The organism is Synechococcus sp. CB0101 (assembly GCF_000179235.2).
In the GTDB taxonomy this organism is placed as follows: Bacteria; Cyanobacteriota; Cyanobacteriia; order PCC-6307; family Cyanobiaceae; genus Vulcanococcus.
In genome coordinates this window covers 684,905-703,567 of sequence record NZ_CP039373.1, presented here as the reverse complement: position 1 = coordinate 703,567, position 18,663 = coordinate 684,905, and the positions used below count along the sequence as shown (strand labels likewise).

The window sequence follows — 18,663 nt, the reverse complement described above, 5'->3', positions numbered from 1 at the left end:
CAGAGCCGATCGTTCCGGCTAACAGAAGTGCAGATCTCCTGTTCCAGCCATGTGCTTTTCGGCATCCGCGAGCTTTACGGCCTCAGCGGTGTTGATGCCTCTCGGCCTCTACAGCACCCATCTCGCTCGCAGCAACCAGCAACCGAACTACGTTCCTCTGGCGCTGGTGCCCTTCTTCTTCGGCGTGCAGCAGTTTGTGGAGGGGTTGGAGTGGACCGCCCTGGATCAGGGGCGCATCGAGCCGCTCACCACTCTGGCTGGGTTGGGTTTCCTCTTCTTTGCCTATTGCTTCTGGATGGTGTGGATCCCGTGGAGCGCCTGGTCGATCAGTCGCAGCACCGATTCCCACGGCTTGCAACACCGGTTGCGCTGGGTGGCGATTGTGAGCACGGTTCTGGGCGTGGCGTTCTATCTCCCGGTGTTGTTTGATCCGCCGGCCGTCCAACCAGCGGTGCATAGCACCGGTCGCTTGCTGTACGACGTCTCTAATCTGCACAGCATTGTCCATAATTTTATTAATACCCAGCCCGTTGGTGAGTTGCTGTATTGGGGGTTCATCGTGTTGCCGCTCCTCGCTGTGGCGGATAAGGCTGTGAAGTTGTTTGGTGTGCTGATTTTCGTCTCCATCTTTCTCACTTGGCTCACCTATAGCGCCACGTTTAATTCGGTGTGGTGCTTCTATTGCGCCGTGCTCTCGATTGTGGTGATTTGGATCGTGAATCGTCCTGAGCTTCGCCATGCTCGGTGAGTGGCTCCACTGGATCGAACGCGGCCTTGATGCCTTGGGTGGCTGGTTGATTCAGGCCGATTTCGGATTGGGTTTGCTGTTGGTGGTGGGGGTTTCGATGTCGCTATCCCACGTGTTTGCCCTGCTGGCGAATCGCCTCACCACCCGCCAGATCCTTTGGCGCTTGGGCCTTGATGCCCTGATGCTCGCCGTGGCTTTTCTGCTCACCAGCTCCATTGATATGGTGCTTCTGAGGCTCTATGGCTCGAATCCTGTGCATCCCAGCGCCTTTGTGGATGGGATCGCTACCTGCCTTCTGCCGGCCTGTTTTTATCTCGCCGTCGCTGCTCCGTATATCGGCGAAACGATCGGGCTGGTGATTTGGGTGATGGTGCATCTCAACGTCATCACCTTTGTGCATGTGCGCTTTGATTTGCCCTGGGATCAGAGTGTGATTCTGTGTACGCCGGGGTATGTTTTGGCTGCGGTGTTGGTGGCGCTGTTGTTTCGCCAGAGTTGGCAGCGCAGTTATGCGATGCTGGCCTCTGAGCTGGGTGTGCCATGAGCCCTGCCAGCCGCGTTCTTCCCTGGGTCCAACGCTTCAATCTGAAGCTGTTGATTCTGGTGTTGGCCGTCGGGCTGGGTGTCAACCTGATCGGCGTTGGCCATCTGCTGTTGGCCCTGCGCAGCTTGCTCTCGCCGGCTGATCTGCGTGTGTTGCTCCAGGTCAGTGGCCTGTTGTTGTTGGTGCTGATCCCGGCTGCAGGCATCTATTCACTGGTGAGTGAATTCGCCTTTTGGGAGGGTTGGTTGGATGGTCTGCCGGCCCCAGCCAGTTTGTTTCCTTCCGCAGGAACCGAGCCCTCGTCAGCCCAGCGGACTGGTGATCGCTGTTACCTGGTGTATCTCGATGGCATTCATCAGTTGGAGCGGGATCACCCGCCCAGGGTGTCTGCCTTTCTGGAAGTGCTGGAACAGCACCTTCCCGCCCATGCCCTGTTGGTGCGCGGCTTGGAAACCTACACCGTGATGCCGGTGGCTTTGGCAGAAGATGCCGGGAGCGCCTGGTTCTGGAGGCGGTTGTTTGCCCTCCAGGAGCAGCATCCCAATGGTTGGATCCAGCTCTTGGCTGCTGTATTGGTGCAGGCCAACAATGTGATCAAGGTGGGCATTTCGTCGGACCGGCGTTATGGCCCGATCCTCAACTACGAATTGGCTCTCAAGATCAGTCTGCGTTTGGCCGAAGCTGGTTTTCAGCCGAATGAACGGTGCTCGATCGTGCTGTTGGGCTACAGCGGAGGTGCCGAGATGGCGATGGGGGTGGGCGATTACCTGCGCCGGATCACCCGCTCCGCCGTGAGCATCGTGAGCTTTTGTGGTGTGTTCAGCGGTAACCAGCAGCTGCATCAACTGGCGGGCATCACCCAGATCGTGGGCAGCCATGACCCCGTGGCTGCCTTTGGGCGCTTGGCCTATCCAGGCCGCTTACCCCTGCTACCGCTCTCCAATTGGAACAAAGCCTGGGCCCAGGGTCAGATCCAGCGTTGGGAGATTGCCGGCCTGAACCACAACGGCAGCCTTGGTCCCTTCGCTGATCGCTTTCGCCTGCCGGTGGTTAAGGCGATTGTGGCGGCGCTGCCTGAGTCAGTTCCTGCACCAGTGCAAACGGACTGCTGATTGGCTGGCAGTGGCGCAGCCGCTGCAACGCCTCATCTGCAGCACTGCCGTGCACACTGCCGTCATGGGGAAGGTCGAGGAGGGCCTGGCGGTAGGCCTGCAGCCATGGCCCGGCCTGCGGCTCCAGTTGGCTGGAGCGGCGCCGCAACCGTTCGCGCCAGATGCCGCCCATCAGCACAGGGAACAGCTGACAGCGCCCCTCCATCACCTGCTGAATCAGCGCTGAGCTGTCGATGCAGAAGCCCAGCGATCCATAGCCCCCTTTCACCAGCTGCTGCTCACTGGCTTCCAGGTTGTGCACCAGGGCGATCAGCTCACAGAGTTCCAACAGCTGCAGGAGCCGTTCTCCCGTATACGTCTCCCCGAAATAGCGAACGGTGCCGTTGTGGCGATCGTTTTGCCAGGGGCGATGCAGGTCATTGAGCCCCTCCCAACCGCAGAGCCCCTCGGTGCCTTGGTAGTACTGCAGCCGGATCAACAGGTCGCCCTGGCGCAGGTTCAGCTCCAGGCAGCTGTGGGGTAGCAGGGCGCGCCGTTCCTGGCCGTCGTCTCCCAGGAGGCCAGTGCGGATCGGCAGGGCCAGGGGCACCTGGCTCCAGCCGCCCTGCTCCAACGGCAGGCTGGCACCAAGCCCGAAGCTGGCCACGCTGCAGCGCAGGCGAGCCTCGGCCTTCCACCCATGCTGCTGCAAGTGCTGAAGCCAGGCGCAGCTACTGCTGCACCCATCGATGCTCCACGGTGATGCAGCTGCATTGCGTTGCAATCGATTCGCCCCCAGCCGGTTCAACACCCGGGCCGTGCGGGCATTGCGCTGGCGTTCCCCGGCGGTTTGCTCGTAGGTCAGACCCACGTTCTGCCAGAGCAGCCCGCCACTGAGTGGGTGGCCTCTGGGTGGCCGTTCGCCAGTGGCCTCGCCAGCCGCTTGATCGCTGCCAGTGGCGAGCAACGCCTCCAGCTGCTGCGGAAGTGCGGGCTGGCCTTGGCTGCTCCACAGGGCCAGCGGATCGGCTTGGCCGCTTTGAGCCGGCGGCAGCAGGTGGGGGAGGTCGTCGGCAAGGGCGGCCAACAGGGCTGGAGTGAGGAGGCCACGCTCCAGCAGCCCCGCCAGGGCCTGGAGCCGTTCCGGGAGCTGGGCGGGCGCCAGTTTCCAGCGGCTCGGCAGCAGCCAGAGCAGCGGCAACAGTTGGGGTTTATGGCAATCCTCAGCCAGTCGTTTCAGCCAATCGGCGCGGCTGAGCCCTGAGCGAAACACGCTGCGCTCGAGAGCATCCTCAAATCCTGTGAGCGGCACATCACAGGGCCACGGCTCCACCAGGGCCAAGGGATCGCCATCACGCAGCAGGGGCGCCATCGAGGTTCGATCAACGCCCCATCCTGTGCCGACTCGCCTCAGACGGCTACCAACCCTGAATGGCGGATGAGAGCATCGCTGCTGGGCTGGCGGCCACGGAACGCCTCAAACACCGCTTTGGGATCGAGGCTGCCGCCGAGGCTGAGCACCGTTTCGCGGAAACGCCGACCCGTTTCGCGGATCTGCGCTTCGTTCTCCAGCCCAACGTCTTCAAAGGCGCTAAAGGCGTCAGCGCTCAGCACTTCGGCCCACTTGTAGGAGTAGTAACCCGCCGCGTAGCCACCGGCAAAGATGTGGCCAAAGGAGCAGAGGAAGGCGTCATCGTCGATCGGCGCGAGCACCGTGGTGCTTTCAGCGATCTCGCGGCGCAGTTCCTCGGGGCTCTTGCCGCATCCGGCATGCCACTGGCTGTGCAGCCGTAGGTCCACCAGGGCGAAGTGCACCTGCCGCAGCGTGGCGGCCCCGCCCATGAACGTGCGCGCTGCCAGCAGCTTGCGGTAGTCCTCTTCCGGCAGAGGTGAACCGCTTTGCCAGTGGCGGGCCATTCCCATCAAGGTGGCACGGTCGTAGCACCAGTTCTCCATGAACTGGCTCGGAAGCTCCACCGCGTCCCATTCCACGCCATTGATGCCCGCGGCTTGGGGGCGCTCCACGGTGGTGAGCATGTGCTGGAGGCCGTGGCCGAATTCATGGAAGAGGGTTTCCACCTCTTCAAAGGTCATCAGGCTGGGGGTGTCGCCCACCGGGGGGCTCTGGTTGCAGATCAGGTAAGCCACCGGCAGCACCGGTGTTCCATCGGCTTTGCGGGAGCGCACGAGGCACTCATCCATCCAGGCGCCACCGCGTTTGCTGCCGGGCCGGCTGTAGGGATCGAGGTAGAAGGCCGCCAGCGGTTGCCCGCCGTCAAGGATGCGGAAGTAGCGCACATCGTGATGCCACACCGGCGCTTCGCCGTCGGCCGCTTCGATACTGATGCCGAACAGGCGTTGGCACAGGTCAAACAGCCCCTCCAGCACCTGCGGCAGCGGGAAGTATGGCCGCAGGGCTTCGCTATCGAGCTCGAAGCTCTCTTGCCGCAGCTTTTCGGCCCAGAAGCTCACATCCCACGGCTGTAGATCAGCGGCTTCTGCGGCTCCCTGGCGGCGGGCACAGTCCGCCAAAGCTTGCAACTCCTGCTTGGCGACAGGCTGGGCGGCATCGCGCAGCTCCTCAAGCAACGCTTCCACGGCGGCCTCGGAGTCGGCCATTTTGGCGGCGAGGCTCACCTCCGCCCAATTGGCGTAGCCGAGGCGACGCGCTTGCTCACCCCGCAGGGTGAGGATCCGCTCGATCAGGGGCCAGTTATTGAGGGCGTCGCCGTTTTTGCCGGAGGCGCGGCTCACGTGGGCCCGATACACCTGCTCGCGCAGGTCGCGGCGGCGGCTGTATTTGAGAAAGGGGGCATAGCGGGGCATGTCGAGGCCCAGCAGCCAGGGGCCCTTTTCGGCACTGGCATCGGTGTCGCCAGCCTGGCGAGCGGCCTGGGCCAGCTGATCCAGCAGGCTGGCGGGAAGGCCATCCACCTGAGCAGGGTCGCTGAGTTTCAGGGTCCAGCCGTTGGTGGCATCGAGCACCTGGTTGCCGAAGCGGGTGGAGAGCTCAGCGAGCTCCTGGCTGGCGGCATTGAAGGCGTCTTGTTCCGCACCACTGAGGCCTACACCCCGCAGCTGCATGTCGCGCAATTCGGCGGCCAGGATGCGCTGCTGCGTGGCATCGAGCGTCTGCCTGTGCTGCTCGAGATGTTCGAGGGCCCGGTAGATCACCTGGCTTTGGCCAGCGCGGTTGCCGAATTGCACCACCGCCGCCTGCTGGGCCGCGTGGGCTTCCCGCAGCTCCGGGCTGTTGCACACGCCATTGAGGTGGCTCACTACTCCCCAGCTCCAACGCAGCCTCTCCCCCAGGCGCTGCAAGGGATCCATCACGGCACCCCAGCTGAGCGGCGTGCCTTTGCTCAGGGCGCGCTCAAGATCTTGCTCCAACACCGTGAGCTCCTCTGAGAGCTCCGCCATCAGCTTGGGGATCTCGCTGCTCACCGCCTCTGGGGTGATCTCCTCAAAGCGGGGCAGCCCCTCACCGCGCAGGATCTCGGGGCGTGATGCGGTGGCGGTGCTCATGGGCCTCGGTGGATCAGCTCCATTTCAGCCTGAGGATCAACAGCTTGGCGGTTCAGCCGAGGGCGGGTAGCCGAAGTGCCACCACGGCTGTTTGAGCCAGGGTGTCGGAGAGGGCTGTGGTGGAGGCCTCGTACACGTCGATCGCCACCCGCGGCCAGAAGCCGATCACCAGGGTGGGCACCAGCAAGGTGAGACCGATCACCAGCTCGCGGGGCTTCATATCGCCCAGCACGGCCAGAGCAGGGATCCGGGGGCCGAAGAACACGCGGCGGCACAGGCTGAGCAGATACACCGGGGTGAGCACCACACCAATGGCCGCGAGCACCACCGCGATCACCCGGAAGCCCACCGTGAAATCGGCGTTGCTGGTGAGACCAAGGAACACGGTGATTTCGCTCACAAAGCCGCTCATGCCAGGCAGGGCCAGGGAGGCGAGGGAGCTGGCGAGGAAGAAGGCGAAGGTGATCGGCAGCACCTTGGCCAGTCCGCCCATGTTGGGGATCGAGAGGGTTTTGGTGCGTTCGTAGAACACACCGGTCACGAAGAACATCGCGGCAGCGATCAGACCGTGGCTGATCATCTGCAGCATGGCCCCGCTCATGCCGAGGCTATCGATGGCGCCGATGCCCAGCAGCACGAAGCCCATGTGACTCACCGAGCTGCAGGCGATCCTCCGCTTCACGTTGTCCTGGGCGAAGGCGTTCAGCGCTCCGTACACGATGTTGACGATGCCCAGCACCACCAGGGCCGGAGCCAGCACCAGGTGCGCTTCGGGCAGCATCTGCACGTTGAAGCGCAGCAGGGCGTAGCCGCCCATCTTCAGCAGCACGCCCGCCAGCAGCATCGACACGGGTGCATTCGCCTCACCATGGGCATCGGGTAGCCAGGTGTGCAGCGGGAACATCGGCAGCTTCACGCCGAATCCCACGAGGAAGCCCAGGTAACAGAGCAATCCGAAGGTGCCGCCGGGGGAGCGGGCGATCAGCTCACTGAGGTTGAGGGTGAAGGGGCCATTGAGGGCCAGGGCCAGGCCGCTCACCAGGATCAACAGGGAGGCGGTGGCGGTGTAGAGGATGAACTTGGTGGCGGCGTATTGGCGCTGCTGACCGCCCCAGATGGCGATGAGCAGATACACGGGCACCAGTTCCAGTTCCCAGGCCAGGAAAAACAGCAGGAAGTCCTGAGACAAGAACACCATCGCCTGGGCTGAAGCTTGAACCAGCAGCAGGGCGAAGTAGAGGCGCGTCTTTTTCTGAATGTTCCAGCTGGCCGCCACCGACAGCAGCGTCACCAGTCCGGAAAGCACCACCAGCGGTGCGGAGAGTCCATCGGTGGCCAGAGACCATTCCAGACCGATGGCTGGCACCCACGCAAAGCGTTCCACCAGCTGCAGCCCAGCAATCGAGCCGTCGTAGTGCTGGCTGAAAACAAACAGCATCAGCCCCAGATCCACCAGCAGGGTGATCAGGGCGATGGTGCGGGGCAGCTTGGGATCGGTGCCATCCCCAGGGAGCACCATCAACAGCGGTGCGACCGCAACGGGCAGCAGGGTGATCAGGCTCAGCCAGGGAAAGCTGGTAGGCGCTGCCAGCAGACCTTCTGCCACGGCTGCATCACCGAAAGCCGAGCTGGCAAGCCCGGAGGACGCGGCGAAGAGGGGCAAAAGGGCGTCCATGAAGACCTCATCGCATTGATGGCTGCTCCCATCCCAGGATCAGGCCATGAGAGGGGTGAATCTAACAGCTGGGTATTTCTACTTAGGCTTTTCCTGGCCTGGCTTCTGGGCCGTTGGCCAGGGTCGTTAAGGGGTGTTGGTCTCGCGGTCGGGGATGGTGTTCCAGCGGCTGCCGATCTGTTGCAGCTGGAGCACTTCAGCCCGGGAGGCCACGCCTTCGCTTTCCCAGGCCCGCACCATCGCCCGTCGCACGGCGCCGGCCTGATCACGGTTGGCCAGCGCGAGGATGCTCGGCCCGGCTCCGCTGATCACACAGCCCCAAGCCCCAGCGTTCAGCGCGGCTTCACGCACCTGGCGTCCGCCTTGGATCAGGCCCCATCGATAGGGCTCATGGATGCGGTCGTGCATGCCATCGGCGATCAGGTCGCCGTTGCCCGTGCGCAGCCCCTGCAGCAGCAGGGTCAGTGAGCCCAGGTTGGTCACCGCATCGGCGATCGAGATCGCCTTGGGCATCACCCGCCGCGCCTCACTCGTGGATAGCCGGATCGAGGGAATGGCCACCACCGCCAGCACCTCCGGCGACCATTCGCAGCGCACCACCCGCCAGCGGTGCGATGCCGCCTTGGCGGTCATGCAGAGACCGCCCAGCAACGAGGGCACCACGTTGTCTGGGTGGCCTTCGATATCGATGGCGAGCTCGAGCAGTTTTTCGCGGCTGAGCGGTTCGCCGATCAGGGCATTGGCCCCCATCAGTCCGGCCACGATCGCGGTGGCGCTGCTGCCCAGACCGCGCGCCGGGGGAACCGCCAGTCGCACCCGCGCTTCGATGGCGATCGGCTGCTCACCGGCTTCCTTCCACACCCGCTGGGCGGCTCGGTACACCAAGTTGTCGGGACCGCCCCGCAGGTGAGAGCCTTCGCTCCCTTCAATCACCAGTTCAAAGCGCTCACCGTCGCCCTCGATGCAGCGCATCTCAAAGCGGTTGTTGAGATCCAGGGCGGCCCCCAGACAGTCAAAGCCGGGGCCCAGGTTGGCTGTCGTGGCGGGGACATCCACCACAACCCCCTGGCCGATGCGGGGGCGGACCATACGGTCGGTTCTGCTGGGGCCAGTGTCCCACTCAGCCCATCAGCATCCGGGCGCGGCAGGCCGCACTGAAGAGCCCGGCCTCCGGATCGGTGAGGGCGAGCACGGGAACCTGTTCGAGCACCGGGCTGAGCCGACCCTTCTGCAGCAGCGGGCCCAGAAAGGCCTCGGATCGCAGTTCCTCCAGCAGTTTTCCCGCCGTACCCCCTCCCACCCACAGGCCACCGCTGCAGAGGGTCTGCAGGGCCAGGTCACCGGCGGTGCTGCCGTAGGCGCCGAGCCAGAGATCCATGGCGCGGCGGGCCAGGGGATCACCATCAGCCGCCGCACTGGCGGTGGCCGCGGGGCGGTCATTGCTATCGATGCTCGCCAGGGGATGGCCTGCGGCGTCTGGATCGGTGGCCAGCAGCCAGCGCATCACTTCCCCCAGGCCCGTGCCGCTCACCACCCGCTCGATGGAGACCCGCTCGATCTGCAGATCCTGTTTGAGCCAGCATTTCAGCTGCCATTCGGCCTCGTTGCGGGGTGCGAATTCCGCGTGGGAGGCCTCACTGGCCATGGCCTGCAGCCCCTGAGCGGTGGGCACACCGATCGCCACGCCCAGTCCCGTGCCGGCACCGAGGATCGCCACAGGAGCCTGGGGATCAGCGCCTCCCGCTGCAGGCTTCAGCGGGGTGTGTTGATCGGCTTGCACATGGGGCAGTCCGTAGATCAGCACGGCGAAATCATTCACCAGATCCACCTGCTCCAACCCGCAGCTGCTGGCCAGGGCTGTCTGCTCCAGCTGCCAGGGGAGGTTGGTGAGCTTCACCCGGCCTTGCCGCACGGGCCCGGCCACGGCGAAGCAGGCGTGGCTCGGGCGGCTCGGTGCGGGTTCAGCGGCCAGGAAATGATTCACCAGCTCGGCGAAATCGGCCCAGTCCGCCGACACGAAGCGTTCAGTGCGCTGCTGGCGGAGTTGGCCGCCATCGAGCGTGTAGATCGCCAGAAGCGTTTTGGTGCCGCCGATGTCGCCGGCTAGGAGGGTGGTCATCAGCCCAGGGGCAGACCTGCACTCCGATCCTGATTGGCGCGGCCCGCAGCCGCCACTAGATCAGCCACGGCCACGCTGCCGAGATCGCCATCACGCCGGCTGCGCAGGCTGATTTGGCCGCTCTCGGCCTCTTTGGCACCGATCACACCCAGCACTGGGATCTTCATCTGTTCGCCATTGCGAATCAGCTTGCCGAGGCGATCACCGGAATGGTCAATGCTGGCTCGCACGCCGGCGGCCTGGAGCTCGGCTGCCACCCCCGCCGCGTAATCGCGCACTTCATCGGTGACCGGCAACAACCGGATCTGCTCGGGGGCGAGCCAGAAGGGGAAATCGCCGGCGTAGTTCTCGGTCATGATCCCGAAGAACCGCTCCAACGAGCCGAAGATGGCGCGGTGGATCATGATCGGCCGCTGCCTGGAGCCATCGGCGGCCACGTATTCGAGATCAAACCGCTCCGGCAGGTTGAAATCGAGCTGGATGGTGGAGCACTGCCACATCCGCCCGATGGCGTCTTCGATCTTGAGGTCGATCTTGGGGCCGTAGAAGGCACCACCGCCTTCATCGATCTTGTAGGCCCAGCCCTTGCGATCCAGAGCTTCGATCAGGCCTTGGGTGGCCAGCTCCCAGACGGCGTCTTCACCGATCGATTTCTCAGGCCGCGTCGAGAGGTTGATCTCGTAATGGCGGAAATCGAAGGTGGAGAGGATCTGCTCGGTGAGGTTGAGGATCGCCAGGATTTCGTCGCTGATCTGATCCGGCAGGCAGAACACGTGGGCGTCGTCCTGGGTGAAGCCGCGCACGCGCATCAGGCCGTGCATCACCCCGGGACGCTCGTAGCGATACACGGTGCCCAGCTCGGCCCAGCGGATCGGCAGCTCCCGGTAGCTGCGCAGGGTGCTGGCGTAGGTGAGCACGTGGAACGGGCAGTTCATCGGCTTGAGCTGGTATTCCCGCTCATCCACCTGCATCGGCCCAAACATGCTCTCGCTGTAGAAGTCGAGGTGGCCTGAGGTTTTCCAGAGGCTGATGTCGGCCACGTGGGGCGTGTAGAGCAGCTCGTATCCGGCGGCAAAGTGCAGCTCGCGCCAGAGGTTCTCGATCAGCAGGCGCATGCGGGCGCCGCGGGGGTGCCAGAACACCAAGCCAGCGCCGGCTTCGTCTTCGATGGAGAACAGATCGAGATCGGTGCCGATGCGGCGGTGATCGCGGCGCTTGGCCTCTTCTTGACGGCGCTTGTATTCGGCGAGTTGCTCTGGGGTTTCCCAGGCGGTGCCGTAGATGCGCTGCAGCTGGGCGTTGTTCTCATCACCGCGCCAGTAGGCCCCGGCCACGCTTTCCAGCTCAAAGGCCTTGGCGTTCAGCTCAGCAGTGCTGGCCACGTGGGGGCCGGCACAGAGGTCCCACCATTCCTCCCCCAGGGTGTAGAGGGTGATGGGTTCGTTGATGCCCGCGAGGATTTCGAGCTTGTAGGGCTCGTTTTGGGCCTTGATCTTGGTCTCGGCTTCCGCGCGGCTCACCTCAAGGCGCTCGAGAGGAAGCTTCTTGTTGATGATCTTGATCATCTCCTTCTTGATGGCCTTGAGATCGGCCTCGGTGAAGGGATCGGGGCTGTCGAAGTCGTAATAGAAGCCGTTTTCAGTCCAAGGACCGATCGTCACCTGCGCCTTGGGAAACAGCCGCTGCACTGCCATGGCCATCACATGGCTCATGGAGTGGCGGATGCGCAGCAGCTGCTCGCTCTCGCTGGTTTTCGGCAGATGGATGGGTGCCGCTTCGGTCGTTGCCGTGGTGGTTGCGACGCTGCCGGAGGAGCTTGATGCGGCAGGGCGGGTCGCGGTCACGGCTGTGGGGTAGCAACCCCGATCCTACGCAGGGGATTTGGGCCGATTCCTACGCTGATTGGCGATGGACCTTTCCTCCCCGCCACCCTCCGCCCAGCCGCCTGCCCCGGATCCCGATTCCGAGCCGGCACAGCTGTTGGATCAGTTGTTGCAGTCGCTCTTCGACGACTTTTGCTTCTGGTTTCAGCGGGGCCTGGTGCTGTTGGAGCTCACGCCCGATCACCTGTTGCCCGCCGCTGAGCAGCAGTCGCTCCGCCTGAAGCTGGAGGAAGCCCTTCAAGCCATCGCCGCAACCCGCGCGCTGCGTGCGGCTTGTGCCACGCCCATGGCCGTGGATATGGACGCGATGGCCCCCTGGCACCGCTTGATGATGCGTGTGTGGAACCTCTCCTCGATGCTGCGCATCGCCGGGGTGGCACTGCCCCCGGATGGACGCGGAGACGCAGAGCCTCAGGCCTGATCAGCCAGGGCCTTGAGGTTGTTGCTGTAAAAGCTCTGGAGCTCATCAGCCCGTTTGACGGGCTGCCCGTAGGCACTGCGGCCGGCCAGGTTGGGGAAGGACGCCCATTCCCGCGCCAGCACAGCCATGGCTTCCCGGGTGAGTCCCTGCTGGTCGATGTGCTCCAACATCCCGCGACGGTCCACGAGATAGAGAGCGGCCTGGTCCTGGCTCTCGGGATCAAAGCTGGCCAGCTGGAGCTTGCTGGCGGCTTCACTCCAGGTGGTGGGCAGGAATTGATAAGCCCCGGCAGCAGCACTGGTGTAGCGCTTCACCACCACGATCTCCGGATGACGCTCCAGACTCTGGAAACGTCCGCCTCCATAGAGGGTGCGGTATCCGGCCTGGCCCTGTTTCCAGGTGCCTTCCGCATAGCGAATCGTGTTGAGCAGGGCCCGCCGTTGCGGCGTGATGGCGTAAGCGGCCGTGCTGCGGGCTGCGGCGCTGCTGACCTCTTCGGCTGCCTCGTGCCCTTGGGAGGGGGCCACGAGCGATCCTGCGGCCAGGAGCAGGAGGCCAAGGGCTGTGGCGGCTCCGGAGGCAGGTGTAGGCCGGGACGTGGAGGGCAGATGACGACGCAGACGCAAGGGCAGGACGACAAGGTCTGACGAGCCTGCAGCTGCGCGAGGGGGCGGCACGAGAGGCCCCTGACCGGCCTGGACAAATGAGACGCAGATGTGCTTGGTCGGATCTTGACGGCCTGAGACGCTGCTGCGACTGCCGAGATGGGTATGTGCCGGTTGCGGCGCCGTCAGCGGGAACGATCAGGCGCCTTTATCTTTTCTTTGGGATTGATCACCCTGGGCCCGGGCTTCAGGGGCGTGGCAGGAAGCCGAGCGCTTGGCGGGTGCGCTCCAGGGTGGATTCGGCCACGGCGTTGGCGCGTTCACTGCCCTGCTCCAGCACCCGATCCAGTTCAGCCGGATCGTTGCTGAGGGCGCTATAGCGCTCCTGGATCGGCCGCAGCGCCTCCACCAGTGTTTCGGCGAGCAGAGGCTTGAAGCTGCCCCAGCCCATGGAGGCGCACTCCGCGGCGGCGGCATCGCGCCCTTTGCCGCTGAGCAGCGCATAGAGCCCCAGCAGGTTGTCGGTTTCGGGTCGCTCCGGATTGCCGAATTCCAGGCCCATGATTGGGTCGGTTTTGGCCCGCTTCACCTTCTTGGTGATCAGCTCCGGCGGGTCAAGCAGGTTGATGCGGGAGCCCTCATTGGGATCGCTCTTGCTCATCTTGCTGCGCCCATCGGTGAGGCTCATCACCCGCGCCCCCTCCTTGAGGATCAGCGGTTCGGGCACCTTCAGCACGGGGATCGGTTCGCCGTCGGCATCCTTCGGGCCGAAACGCGCGTTGATGCGCTGCTGAGCGATATCGCGAGCCAGCTCCAGGTGTTGCTTCTGGTCTTCGCCCACCGGCACCAGGTCGGCGTCATACAAAAGGATGTCGGCGGCCATCAGCACCGGGTAATCGAGCAGGCCTACCGACACCTGGTCGCCCTGCTTCACAGCCTTCTCCTTGAACTGAATCATCCGCTCCAGCCAGTTGAGCGGAGTCACGCAGTTCAGAAGCCAGCACAGCTCGCTGTGGGCCGGCACATGGCTCTGCACGAACACAGTGGCCTTGGCGGGATCGATGCCACAGGCCAGATACAAGGCCGCCGTGCTGCGGGTGTCGGCCGCCAGTTGCTCCGGGTTGTGGGGAACCGTGATCGCATGCAGGTCCACCACACAGAAAAAGGTGTCGTGGCTGTCCTGAAGGTCCACCCAGTTGCGGATGGCGCCGAGCCAGTTGCCCAGGTGAAGCGATCCGGTGGGTTGAACCCCTGAGAGAACCCGGGCCCTTGGCATCTGTGGTCGCTGGCGAGTCGCCGGATTCTGCCTGGAGGCGTCACCGGCGAGCCCGCCCTGCCTCGATCAGGCTTCCGCTGCGGCGGCTTCGTTGCTGGCTTCGGTTGCTGCGTCGCTGACCTCGGTGCTCACGACTTCGGCCGCGCTTTCGGCTTCGGTTTCCACCTCGCTCACCACCTCAGGGGCCGCGCTCACCGGCTTGGCCGGGCGTGCGAAGGGGTTGGGGCGGCTGGAGGCCGGGCGCTCACCGCGCTCCGGACGCGGGCCGCGACGATCGCCGCCGGGGCGCCCACCACCGCTGGCACGGTGCTGGGCCACAACCTCATCGAGCTTGCCCTCCTCCAGCAGCTGAGCCACCGTGCGGATGGAGAGTCCCAGAGCTGCCACGGTGGAGCGCAGGCCGAAGGCCTCCTGCACGGCACGGGCGGCACGCATTTCGTTGTCGCTCAGGCGGATGCGGAAGCCACCGGCCTCGCGACCGCCGCCATCACGGGATCCACCACCTTGACGGGGACCACGGTCGCCGCGGAAGCGGTCGTTCGAGCTGGGTTGGAAATCGCCGTCGGCCATGGCCGCACACCTGCATGATCAGGCGCAAGTGTGCCCTATGGCTGGTGGTCAGGGCCAGCACCACTGCAGCTGGTGGTGTTCCAGGCTGCTGCTCCGCGCCAGCACCAGCAGGGGAATCGGACTGGGGCCATCGGCTTCGATCAAGTGGCGATAGCGCTCCAGCAGATGCAAGTAGGCGCTGAAGGTCCAGCCGTGGTGTCCTCGCTCTTGGGCTTCCCAGAAGCGCCGGAGGGCCAGGCTGCAGCTCTCACGCCCGAATTCCTCCCAACAGCGCTCCTGGGCATCGAGATGGTCCACGCCCCGCTGACGGAGCTCACGGAAGCGCACGAGTTCCGGCGCCTCGCCGCTGCTGTCCGGTGGCAAGACCCGGGCCAGGTCTTCCACCCCCACCCGCTGGAGCTGCAGCCAACAGCGATCGAGCAGCAGCACCGGCAGGGCGCCATGCCAGCGGTTCTGCTGTTGCTGCACGCCGAGCAGCTCGCTGAGCTGGCGCTGCAGCCGCGGCGTCAGGGTGCTCACCAGCTCAGCCATGGGCACCGCGGAACGTGATGTCGGCGATGGCGTACTCGCGTGGCTCGAGATGAATCGTGCAGCGCACCGGACCGAAGCGTGCCTCGAGATGGTCCTCCACCAGCTCGGTGATGCGATGGGCGGTCGGCAGATCGTTGGCATCCACCACCATGTGCAGCTCGATGAACACGCGTTGGCCCAGCACGCCGCGGCTGGCGATGTCGTGCACGTTGAGCACGCCAGGTACTGCCATCGCGACCTCATGGATGGCTTCCGGGGCGATGGCGATCTGGTCCACCAGCCAGGGCAGATTGCTGCGCAGCACTTGCCAGCAGGCCCGCAGCAGCAGCACACAGAGCGGCACCGCCATGGCCACATCCAGCCAGTTGATGCCGAGCGTGAGCACGCCAGCCAAGCCGAGCAGCACCACCACCGTGGTCCAGATGTCGCTGGTGGTGTGTTTGGCGTCGGCCAGCAGCAGTTGGCTTCCCAGCCGCCGGCCTTCGCTGCGCTCATAGCCCGCCAGAAGCAGGTTGCAGCCCAGCACGATCAGCAGCAGCACTAAATCCTGTGCATCCAGCCGCAGTGGAGGCAGGCCCGCGGCGATGCGCTCCACCGAAGTTTTGAGAATCTCGAAGGCGGTGAACAAGATGAAGCCGGCGATCGCCACCGCCCCCAGTCCTTCATATTTGTCGTGGCCGTAGGGATGGTCTCGATCCGGCTTGGGATCGGAGAGCCCATTGGTGATGAGGCCCAGCAGGCTGCTGAGGCCGTCGGTGGCGCTGTGCATGGCATCAGCCAGCACCGCCAGGGAGCCGCTGAGCAGGCCGATCACCAGCTTCAGCAGGGTCATCGACACATTCACCGCTAGGGCGATGAGCAGCACCCGCTGCACCGCCCGGCGGTTGTCATCACGTTGCGGCGCAGCGGCTGATGGCGCTCCGCCCGTGCTGGCGACTCCCATAGCCCGGCAGGCTGGCAACAGTGCCCCCAAGGTATTGGGTCTGGGCAGTGCACACCAGCTGAGCTAAAGAGAACCGGCGCATCCGCTGGACCCTGCAGCCGTTGATCTCGCCACCGGCCTCTTCTGTTCCGTCGTCGTTGCTCCAAGCGGCGTTGATCAAGCCGCTGCGTCGCTTCTGGCCACTGGCTGCCGGCTTAGGTGGAGGCGTGATCCTGTTGGAGAGCAGCCAGGGCACCCTCTCGTCGTTGATCAGCCTCAGTGCAGCGGCTGCTGGTCTCTGGCTGCTCAGCGGCCGCTTGCGGCCCTCGGGCAAGGCCCTACCCACGAGCGTGGAGGGCTGGCTCGAGCGTTGCCAAGCCGTGTTGGACAGCTTTGAGCGGCTCGAGGCTGACAGCGATCCGCTGGCGCAGCAGCAGCGCCGCGATCAGCTGGAGCAGCTGCGCCAACGCCAGGACGACAACCATCTGCAACTGGCGCTGGTGGGCAGTGGGGGCTGGAGTGAGGTCCTGCAAGCGCAGCTGCTTCAGCACTGCCCTTCGCCCTTGCCCCTAAGGGTGCTGCGCAGCCAGCCCCTGCCTCCAGCCAGTGCCGAGTGGCAGTGGCCGGAAGCGTTTCGCCGCTGCGATCTGGTCGTGTATCGCCTGGCCTTGCCGCTGTCAGCGGCGGATCTTCGCTGGCTTGAGGCCTTGCCGGAGGACCAACCCGTGGTGCTGTTGGTGGATCGCCCGCCGGGCGATTGGGCTTTGGCGTTGCATCAGCTCCAGCGCCAGCTGCCCAGTCATCTCAGCGAGCAGTGCTGGCCCTGGTCACCTGAGGCCAGCGACACCTGCGCCCGTGATTTGCAACCCTTTGCCACCGCACTCGCTGCGATGGGCCCTGAGCGATTGCGGCTTACCCAGCAGCGTTGCCTGGAGGAGCTGCACAGCAGCTGGCAGGTGGCCCTCGAATCGTTGCGCCGCCGCCATTGGCAGCAGCTGGTGCAACGCACCCAGTGGACCGTGGCCGCTGGGGTGGTGGTGGCCCCTGTGCCCAGCCTTGATCTGCTGGTGTTGGCGGCCGCCAATGGCCTGATGCTCCAGGAGATGGCTCGTTTGTGGGATTGCCCCTGGTCGCTGGAGCAATTGCAGGCGGCTGCGCTGCATCTCGCCAAGGCTTGCTTGGCCTTGGGGGTGGTGGAGTGGAGCAGCCAGGCTCTGGCTGCTGTGGTGAAGCTGCACGGAGCTACCTGGCTGGTGGGTGGTGCGCTTCAGGCGCTCAGCGCTGCCTATCTCACCCGTGTGGTGGGGCGTGCCATGGCCGACTACATGGCCCTCGCTGCCGGGGTACCCGAGGCTGAGTTGGAGCGGCTGTTGCAGCAGCAAGCGCCTCTGCTGGTGGCTCGAGCGGCCGAGGAAGAGAAGCTCGATTGGCCTGGTTTCCTTCAACAGGCGCAGCAGTGGTTGCAACAGAGCTGCAACACACCAACGCTCAAGGCTTCATGAATCCTTCATGAAGTGCTTCATGAAGTTGTGTAATTCATCGCGAACTTAATTTTTGCTTCCAGGAATCTTTGGCTGAGCTCCGTAGCGTGGCCGTGCCACATCTGTGGCACACGCTCTCTTCGGCTCGCAAGAGTCAGCTGATTCATGACCACTGCCCTTCGCAGCGGCCGCTCCAGCTCCTGGTCACAATTCTGTGAGTGGGTCACCAGCACCGATAACCGCATTTATGTGGGTTGGTTCGGTGTGCTGATGATTCCCTGCCTGCTGTCGGCCACCATCTGTTTCATCGTTGCCTTCATCGCCGCTCCGCCGGTGGATATCGATGGCATCCGTGAGCCCGTTGCCGGCTCGTTCATCTACGGCAACAACATCATTTCCGGCGCTGTGATCCCCAGCAGCAACGCCATCGGTCTGCACTTCTATCCCATCTGGGAAGCGGCTTCTCTCGATGAGTGGCTGTACAACGGCGGTCCTTACCAGCTGGTGGTGTTCCACTTCCTGCTGGGCATCTCCTGCTACATGGGCCGTCAGTGGGAGCTCTCCTACCGCCTGGGCATGCGCCCCTGGATCTGCGTGGCCTACAGCGCTCCGCTGTCGGCTGCCTTTGCCGTGTTCCTGATCTATCCCTTCGGTCAGGGTTCCTTCTCCGATGGCATGCCCCTCGGCATCAGCGGCACCTTCAACTTCATGTTGGTGTTCCAGGCTGAGCACAACATCCTGATGCACCCCTTCCACATGCTTGGTGTGGCTGGTGTGTTCGGCGGCAGCCTGTTCTCCGCCATGCACGGCTCGCTGGTCACCAGCTCCCTGGTGCGTGAAACCACGGAAACCGAAAGCCAGAACTACGGCTACAAGTTCGGCCAAGAGGAAGAGACCTACAACATCGTGGCTGCCCACGGTTACTTCGGTCGCCTGATCTTCCAATACGCCAGCTTCAACAACAGCCGCAGCCTGCACTTCTTCCTGGGTGCTTGGCCTGTGGTGGGGATCTGGTTCACCTCCATGGGCGTGAGCACCATGGCGTTCAACCTGAACGGCTTCAACTTCAACCAGTCGGTCCTGGATTCCCAGGGCAAGGTGGTGAACACCTGGGCTGACGTGCTCAACCGCGCCAACCTGGGTATGGAAGTGATGCACGAGCGCAACGCTCACAACTTCCCGCTCGATTTGGCTGCGACCCAGTCGATCCCTGTGGCGCTGACCGCTCCGGCGATTGGCTGATCCCCCCGGTTCCGGCCGAAGGCCTAACCG

Annotated in this window: 17 protein-coding genes; 6 read left to right on the top strand and 11 right to left on the bottom strand. The window is 64.3% G+C overall.

Annotated elements, in window-relative coordinates; genetic code table 11:
• Positions 1–49: 49 nt before the first annotated feature.
• The 3 genes from CB0101_RS03855 to CB0101_RS03845 are packed head-to-tail and all read left to right on the top strand — an operon-like array spanning position 50 to position 2,404.
• On the top strand, positions 50–748 hold the full coding sequence (locus CB0101_RS03855; RefSeq protein WP_010307496.1) for a DUF6629 family protein: 699 nt from the start codon (positions 50–52) through the stop codon (positions 746–748).
• Positions 738–1,292 carry a hypothetical protein gene (locus CB0101_RS03850; RefSeq protein ID WP_010307498.1) on the top strand — a complete coding sequence of 185 codons (555 nt, stop codon included), beginning with the start codon at positions 738–740 and terminating at the stop codon, positions 1,290–1,292. Before CB0101_RS03855 ends, CB0101_RS03850 begins: the two co-directional genes overlap by 11 nt.
• Positions 1,289–2,404 (top strand): hypothetical protein, encoded by a 1,116-nt coding sequence (locus CB0101_RS03845; RefSeq protein ID WP_010307500.1) that lies wholly within the window; start codon positions 1,289–1,291, stop codon positions 2,402–2,404. The genes CB0101_RS03850 and CB0101_RS03845 overlap by 4 nt, the downstream gene beginning before the upstream one ends.
• On the opposite strand, the gene CB0101_RS03840 is transcribed toward CB0101_RS03845, so the two are convergent.
• The 6 genes from CB0101_RS03840 to thrS all read right to left on the bottom strand — a co-directional run bounded on the left by CB0101_RS03840 (position 2,343) and on the right by thrS (position 11,414).
• The gene (locus CB0101_RS03840; RefSeq protein ID WP_043717400.1) at positions 2,343–3,755 is read right to left on the bottom strand and encodes a hypothetical protein; all 1,413 of its coding nucleotides are present in this window, start codon (positions 3,753–3,755) and stop codon (positions 2,343–2,345) included. The two genes, CB0101_RS03845 and CB0101_RS03840, sit on opposite strands and share 62 nt — an antisense overlap.
• A 38-nt stretch (positions 3,756–3,793) precedes the next feature.
• Complete coding sequence (locus CB0101_RS03835) at positions 3,794–5,908, bottom strand: M3 family metallopeptidase (RefSeq protein WP_010307717.1); 2,115 nt, start codon at positions 5,906–5,908, stop codon at positions 3,794–3,796.
• A gap of 52 nt (positions 5,909–5,960) precedes the next feature.
• Positions 5,961–7,583, bottom strand: a complete 1,623-nt coding sequence (locus CB0101_RS03830) for an NAD(P)H-quinone oxidoreductase subunit 4 (protein WP_010307720.1) — start codon at positions 7,581–7,583, stop codon at positions 5,961–5,963.
• Between the two features lie 126 nt (positions 7,584–7,709).
• Positions 7,710–8,672 carry a homoserine kinase gene (gene thrB, locus CB0101_RS03825; RefSeq protein WP_010307723.1) on the bottom strand — a complete coding sequence of 321 codons (963 nt, stop codon included), beginning with the start codon at positions 8,670–8,672 and terminating at the stop codon, positions 7,710–7,712.
• 31 nt (positions 8,673–8,703) lie between these two features.
• Positions 8,704–9,702 carry a glucokinase gene (gene glk, locus CB0101_RS03820; protein WP_010307726.1) on the bottom strand — a complete coding sequence of 333 codons (999 nt, stop codon included), beginning with the start codon at positions 9,700–9,702 and terminating at the stop codon, positions 8,704–8,706.
• Positions 9,702–11,414 (bottom strand): threonine--tRNA ligase, encoded by a 1,713-nt coding sequence (gene thrS, locus CB0101_RS03815; protein WP_010307728.1) that lies wholly within the window; start codon positions 11,412–11,414, stop codon positions 9,702–9,704. The genes glk and thrS overlap by 1 nt, the downstream gene beginning before the upstream one ends.
• 196 nt (positions 11,415–11,610) lie before the next feature.
• Here thrS and CB0101_RS03810 point away from each other — a divergent pair, with 196 nt between their 5' ends.
• A complete protein-coding gene (locus tag CB0101_RS03810; RefSeq protein WP_010307734.1) occupies positions 11,611–12,006 on the top strand; it encodes a DUF2605 family protein in 396 nt (131 codons plus the stop codon).
• Here the strand turns inward: CB0101_RS03810 and CB0101_RS03805 are convergent.
• The 5 genes from CB0101_RS03805 to CB0101_RS03785 all read right to left on the bottom strand — a co-directional run bounded on the left by CB0101_RS03805 (position 11,997) and on the right by CB0101_RS03785 (position 15,931).
• Entirely contained in the window at positions 11,997–12,626 is a 630-nt protein-coding gene (locus CB0101_RS03805) for a glycoside hydrolase family 104 protein (RefSeq protein ID WP_136644228.1), read from the bottom strand. The genes CB0101_RS03810 and CB0101_RS03805 overlap by 10 nt on opposite strands.
• Positions 12,627–12,858: 232 nt before the next feature.
• Entirely contained in the window at positions 12,859–13,887 is a 1,029-nt protein-coding gene (gene trpS, locus CB0101_RS03800; RefSeq protein WP_010307743.1) for a tryptophan--tRNA ligase, read from the bottom strand.
• A 66-nt stretch (positions 13,888–13,953) separates the two neighbouring features.
• Complete coding sequence (locus CB0101_RS03795) at positions 13,954–14,457, bottom strand: hypothetical protein (protein ID WP_010307746.1); 504 nt, start codon at positions 14,455–14,457, stop codon at positions 13,954–13,956.
• Positions 14,458–14,505: 48 nt separating this feature from the next.
• Complete coding sequence (locus CB0101_RS03790) at positions 14,506–14,976, bottom strand: hypothetical protein (RefSeq protein WP_246833819.1); 471 nt, start codon at positions 14,974–14,976, stop codon at positions 14,506–14,508.
• A gap of 4 nt (positions 14,977–14,980) precedes the next feature.
• Positions 14,981–15,931, bottom strand: coding sequence for a cation diffusion facilitator family transporter (locus CB0101_RS03785; protein ID WP_050778763.1), 951 nt, complete (start codon positions 15,929–15,931; stop codon positions 14,981–14,983).
• Between the two features lie 101 nt (positions 15,932–16,032).
• On the opposite strand from CB0101_RS03785, the gene CB0101_RS03780 reads away from it, so the two are divergent.
• Together CB0101_RS03780 and psbA are read left to right on the top strand one after the other, a co-directional pair.
• Entirely contained in the window at positions 16,033–17,412 is a 1,380-nt protein-coding gene (locus tag CB0101_RS03780; RefSeq protein WP_246833818.1) for a YcjF family protein, read from the top strand.
• Positions 17,413–17,556: 144 nt separating this feature from the next.
• Positions 17,557–18,633, top strand: coding sequence for a photosystem II q(b) protein (gene psbA, locus CB0101_RS03775; protein ID WP_010307766.1), 1,077 nt, complete (start codon positions 17,557–17,559; stop codon positions 18,631–18,633).
• The last annotated feature ends 30 nt before the right edge of the window (positions 18,634–18,663 follow it).

Excerpts from the sequence above, each read along its gene's own strand:
- glk (WP_010307726.1), bottom strand. The coding sequence starts at position 9,702 with ATGACCACCCTCCTAGCCGGCGACATCGGCGGCACCAAAACGCTTCTG.
- CB0101_RS03795 (WP_010307746.1), bottom strand. The coding sequence starts at position 14,457 with ATGGCCGACGGCGATTTCCAACCCAGCTCGAACGACCGCTTCCGCGGC.
- CB0101_RS03850 (WP_010307498.1), top strand. The coding sequence starts at position 738 with ATGCTCGGTGAGTGGCTCCACTGGATCGAACGCGGCCTTGATGCCTTG.
- CB0101_RS03845 (WP_010307500.1), top strand. The coding sequence starts at position 1,289 with ATGAGCCCTGCCAGCCGCGTTCTTCCCTGGGTCCAACGCTTCAATCTG.
- CB0101_RS03840 (WP_043717400.1), bottom strand. The coding sequence starts at position 3,755 with ATGGCGCCCCTGCTGCGTGATGGCGATCCCTTGGCCCTGGTGGAGCCG.
- CB0101_RS03785 (WP_050778763.1), bottom strand. The coding sequence starts at position 15,931 with ATGGGAGTCGCCAGCACGGGCGGAGCGCCATCAGCCGCTGCGCCGCAA.
- CB0101_RS03830 (WP_010307720.1), bottom strand. The coding sequence starts at position 7,583 with ATGGACGCCCTTTTGCCCCTCTTCGCCGCGTCCTCCGGGCTTGCCAGC.
- psbA (WP_010307766.1), top strand. The coding sequence starts at position 17,557 with ATGACCACTGCCCTTCGCAGCGGCCGCTCCAGCTCCTGGTCACAATTC.
- thrS (WP_010307728.1), bottom strand. The coding sequence starts at position 11,414 with ATGAGCCATGTGATGGCCATGGCAGTGCAGCGGCTGTTTCCCAAGGCG.
- trpS (WP_010307743.1), bottom strand. The coding sequence starts at position 13,887 with ATGCCAAGGGCCCGGGTTCTCTCAGGGGTTCAACCCACCGGATCGCTT.
- CB0101_RS03855 (WP_010307496.1), top strand. The coding sequence starts at position 50 with ATGTGCTTTTCGGCATCCGCGAGCTTTACGGCCTCAGCGGTGTTGATG.
- thrB (WP_010307723.1), bottom strand. The coding sequence starts at position 8,672 with ATGGTCCGCCCCCGCATCGGCCAGGGGGTTGTGGTGGATGTCCCCGCC.
- CB0101_RS03835 (WP_010307717.1), bottom strand. The coding sequence starts at position 5,908 with ATGAGCACCGCCACCGCATCACGCCCCGAGATCCTGCGCGGTGAGGGG.
- CB0101_RS03810 (WP_010307734.1), top strand. The coding sequence starts at position 11,611 with ATGGACCTTTCCTCCCCGCCACCCTCCGCCCAGCCGCCTGCCCCGGAT.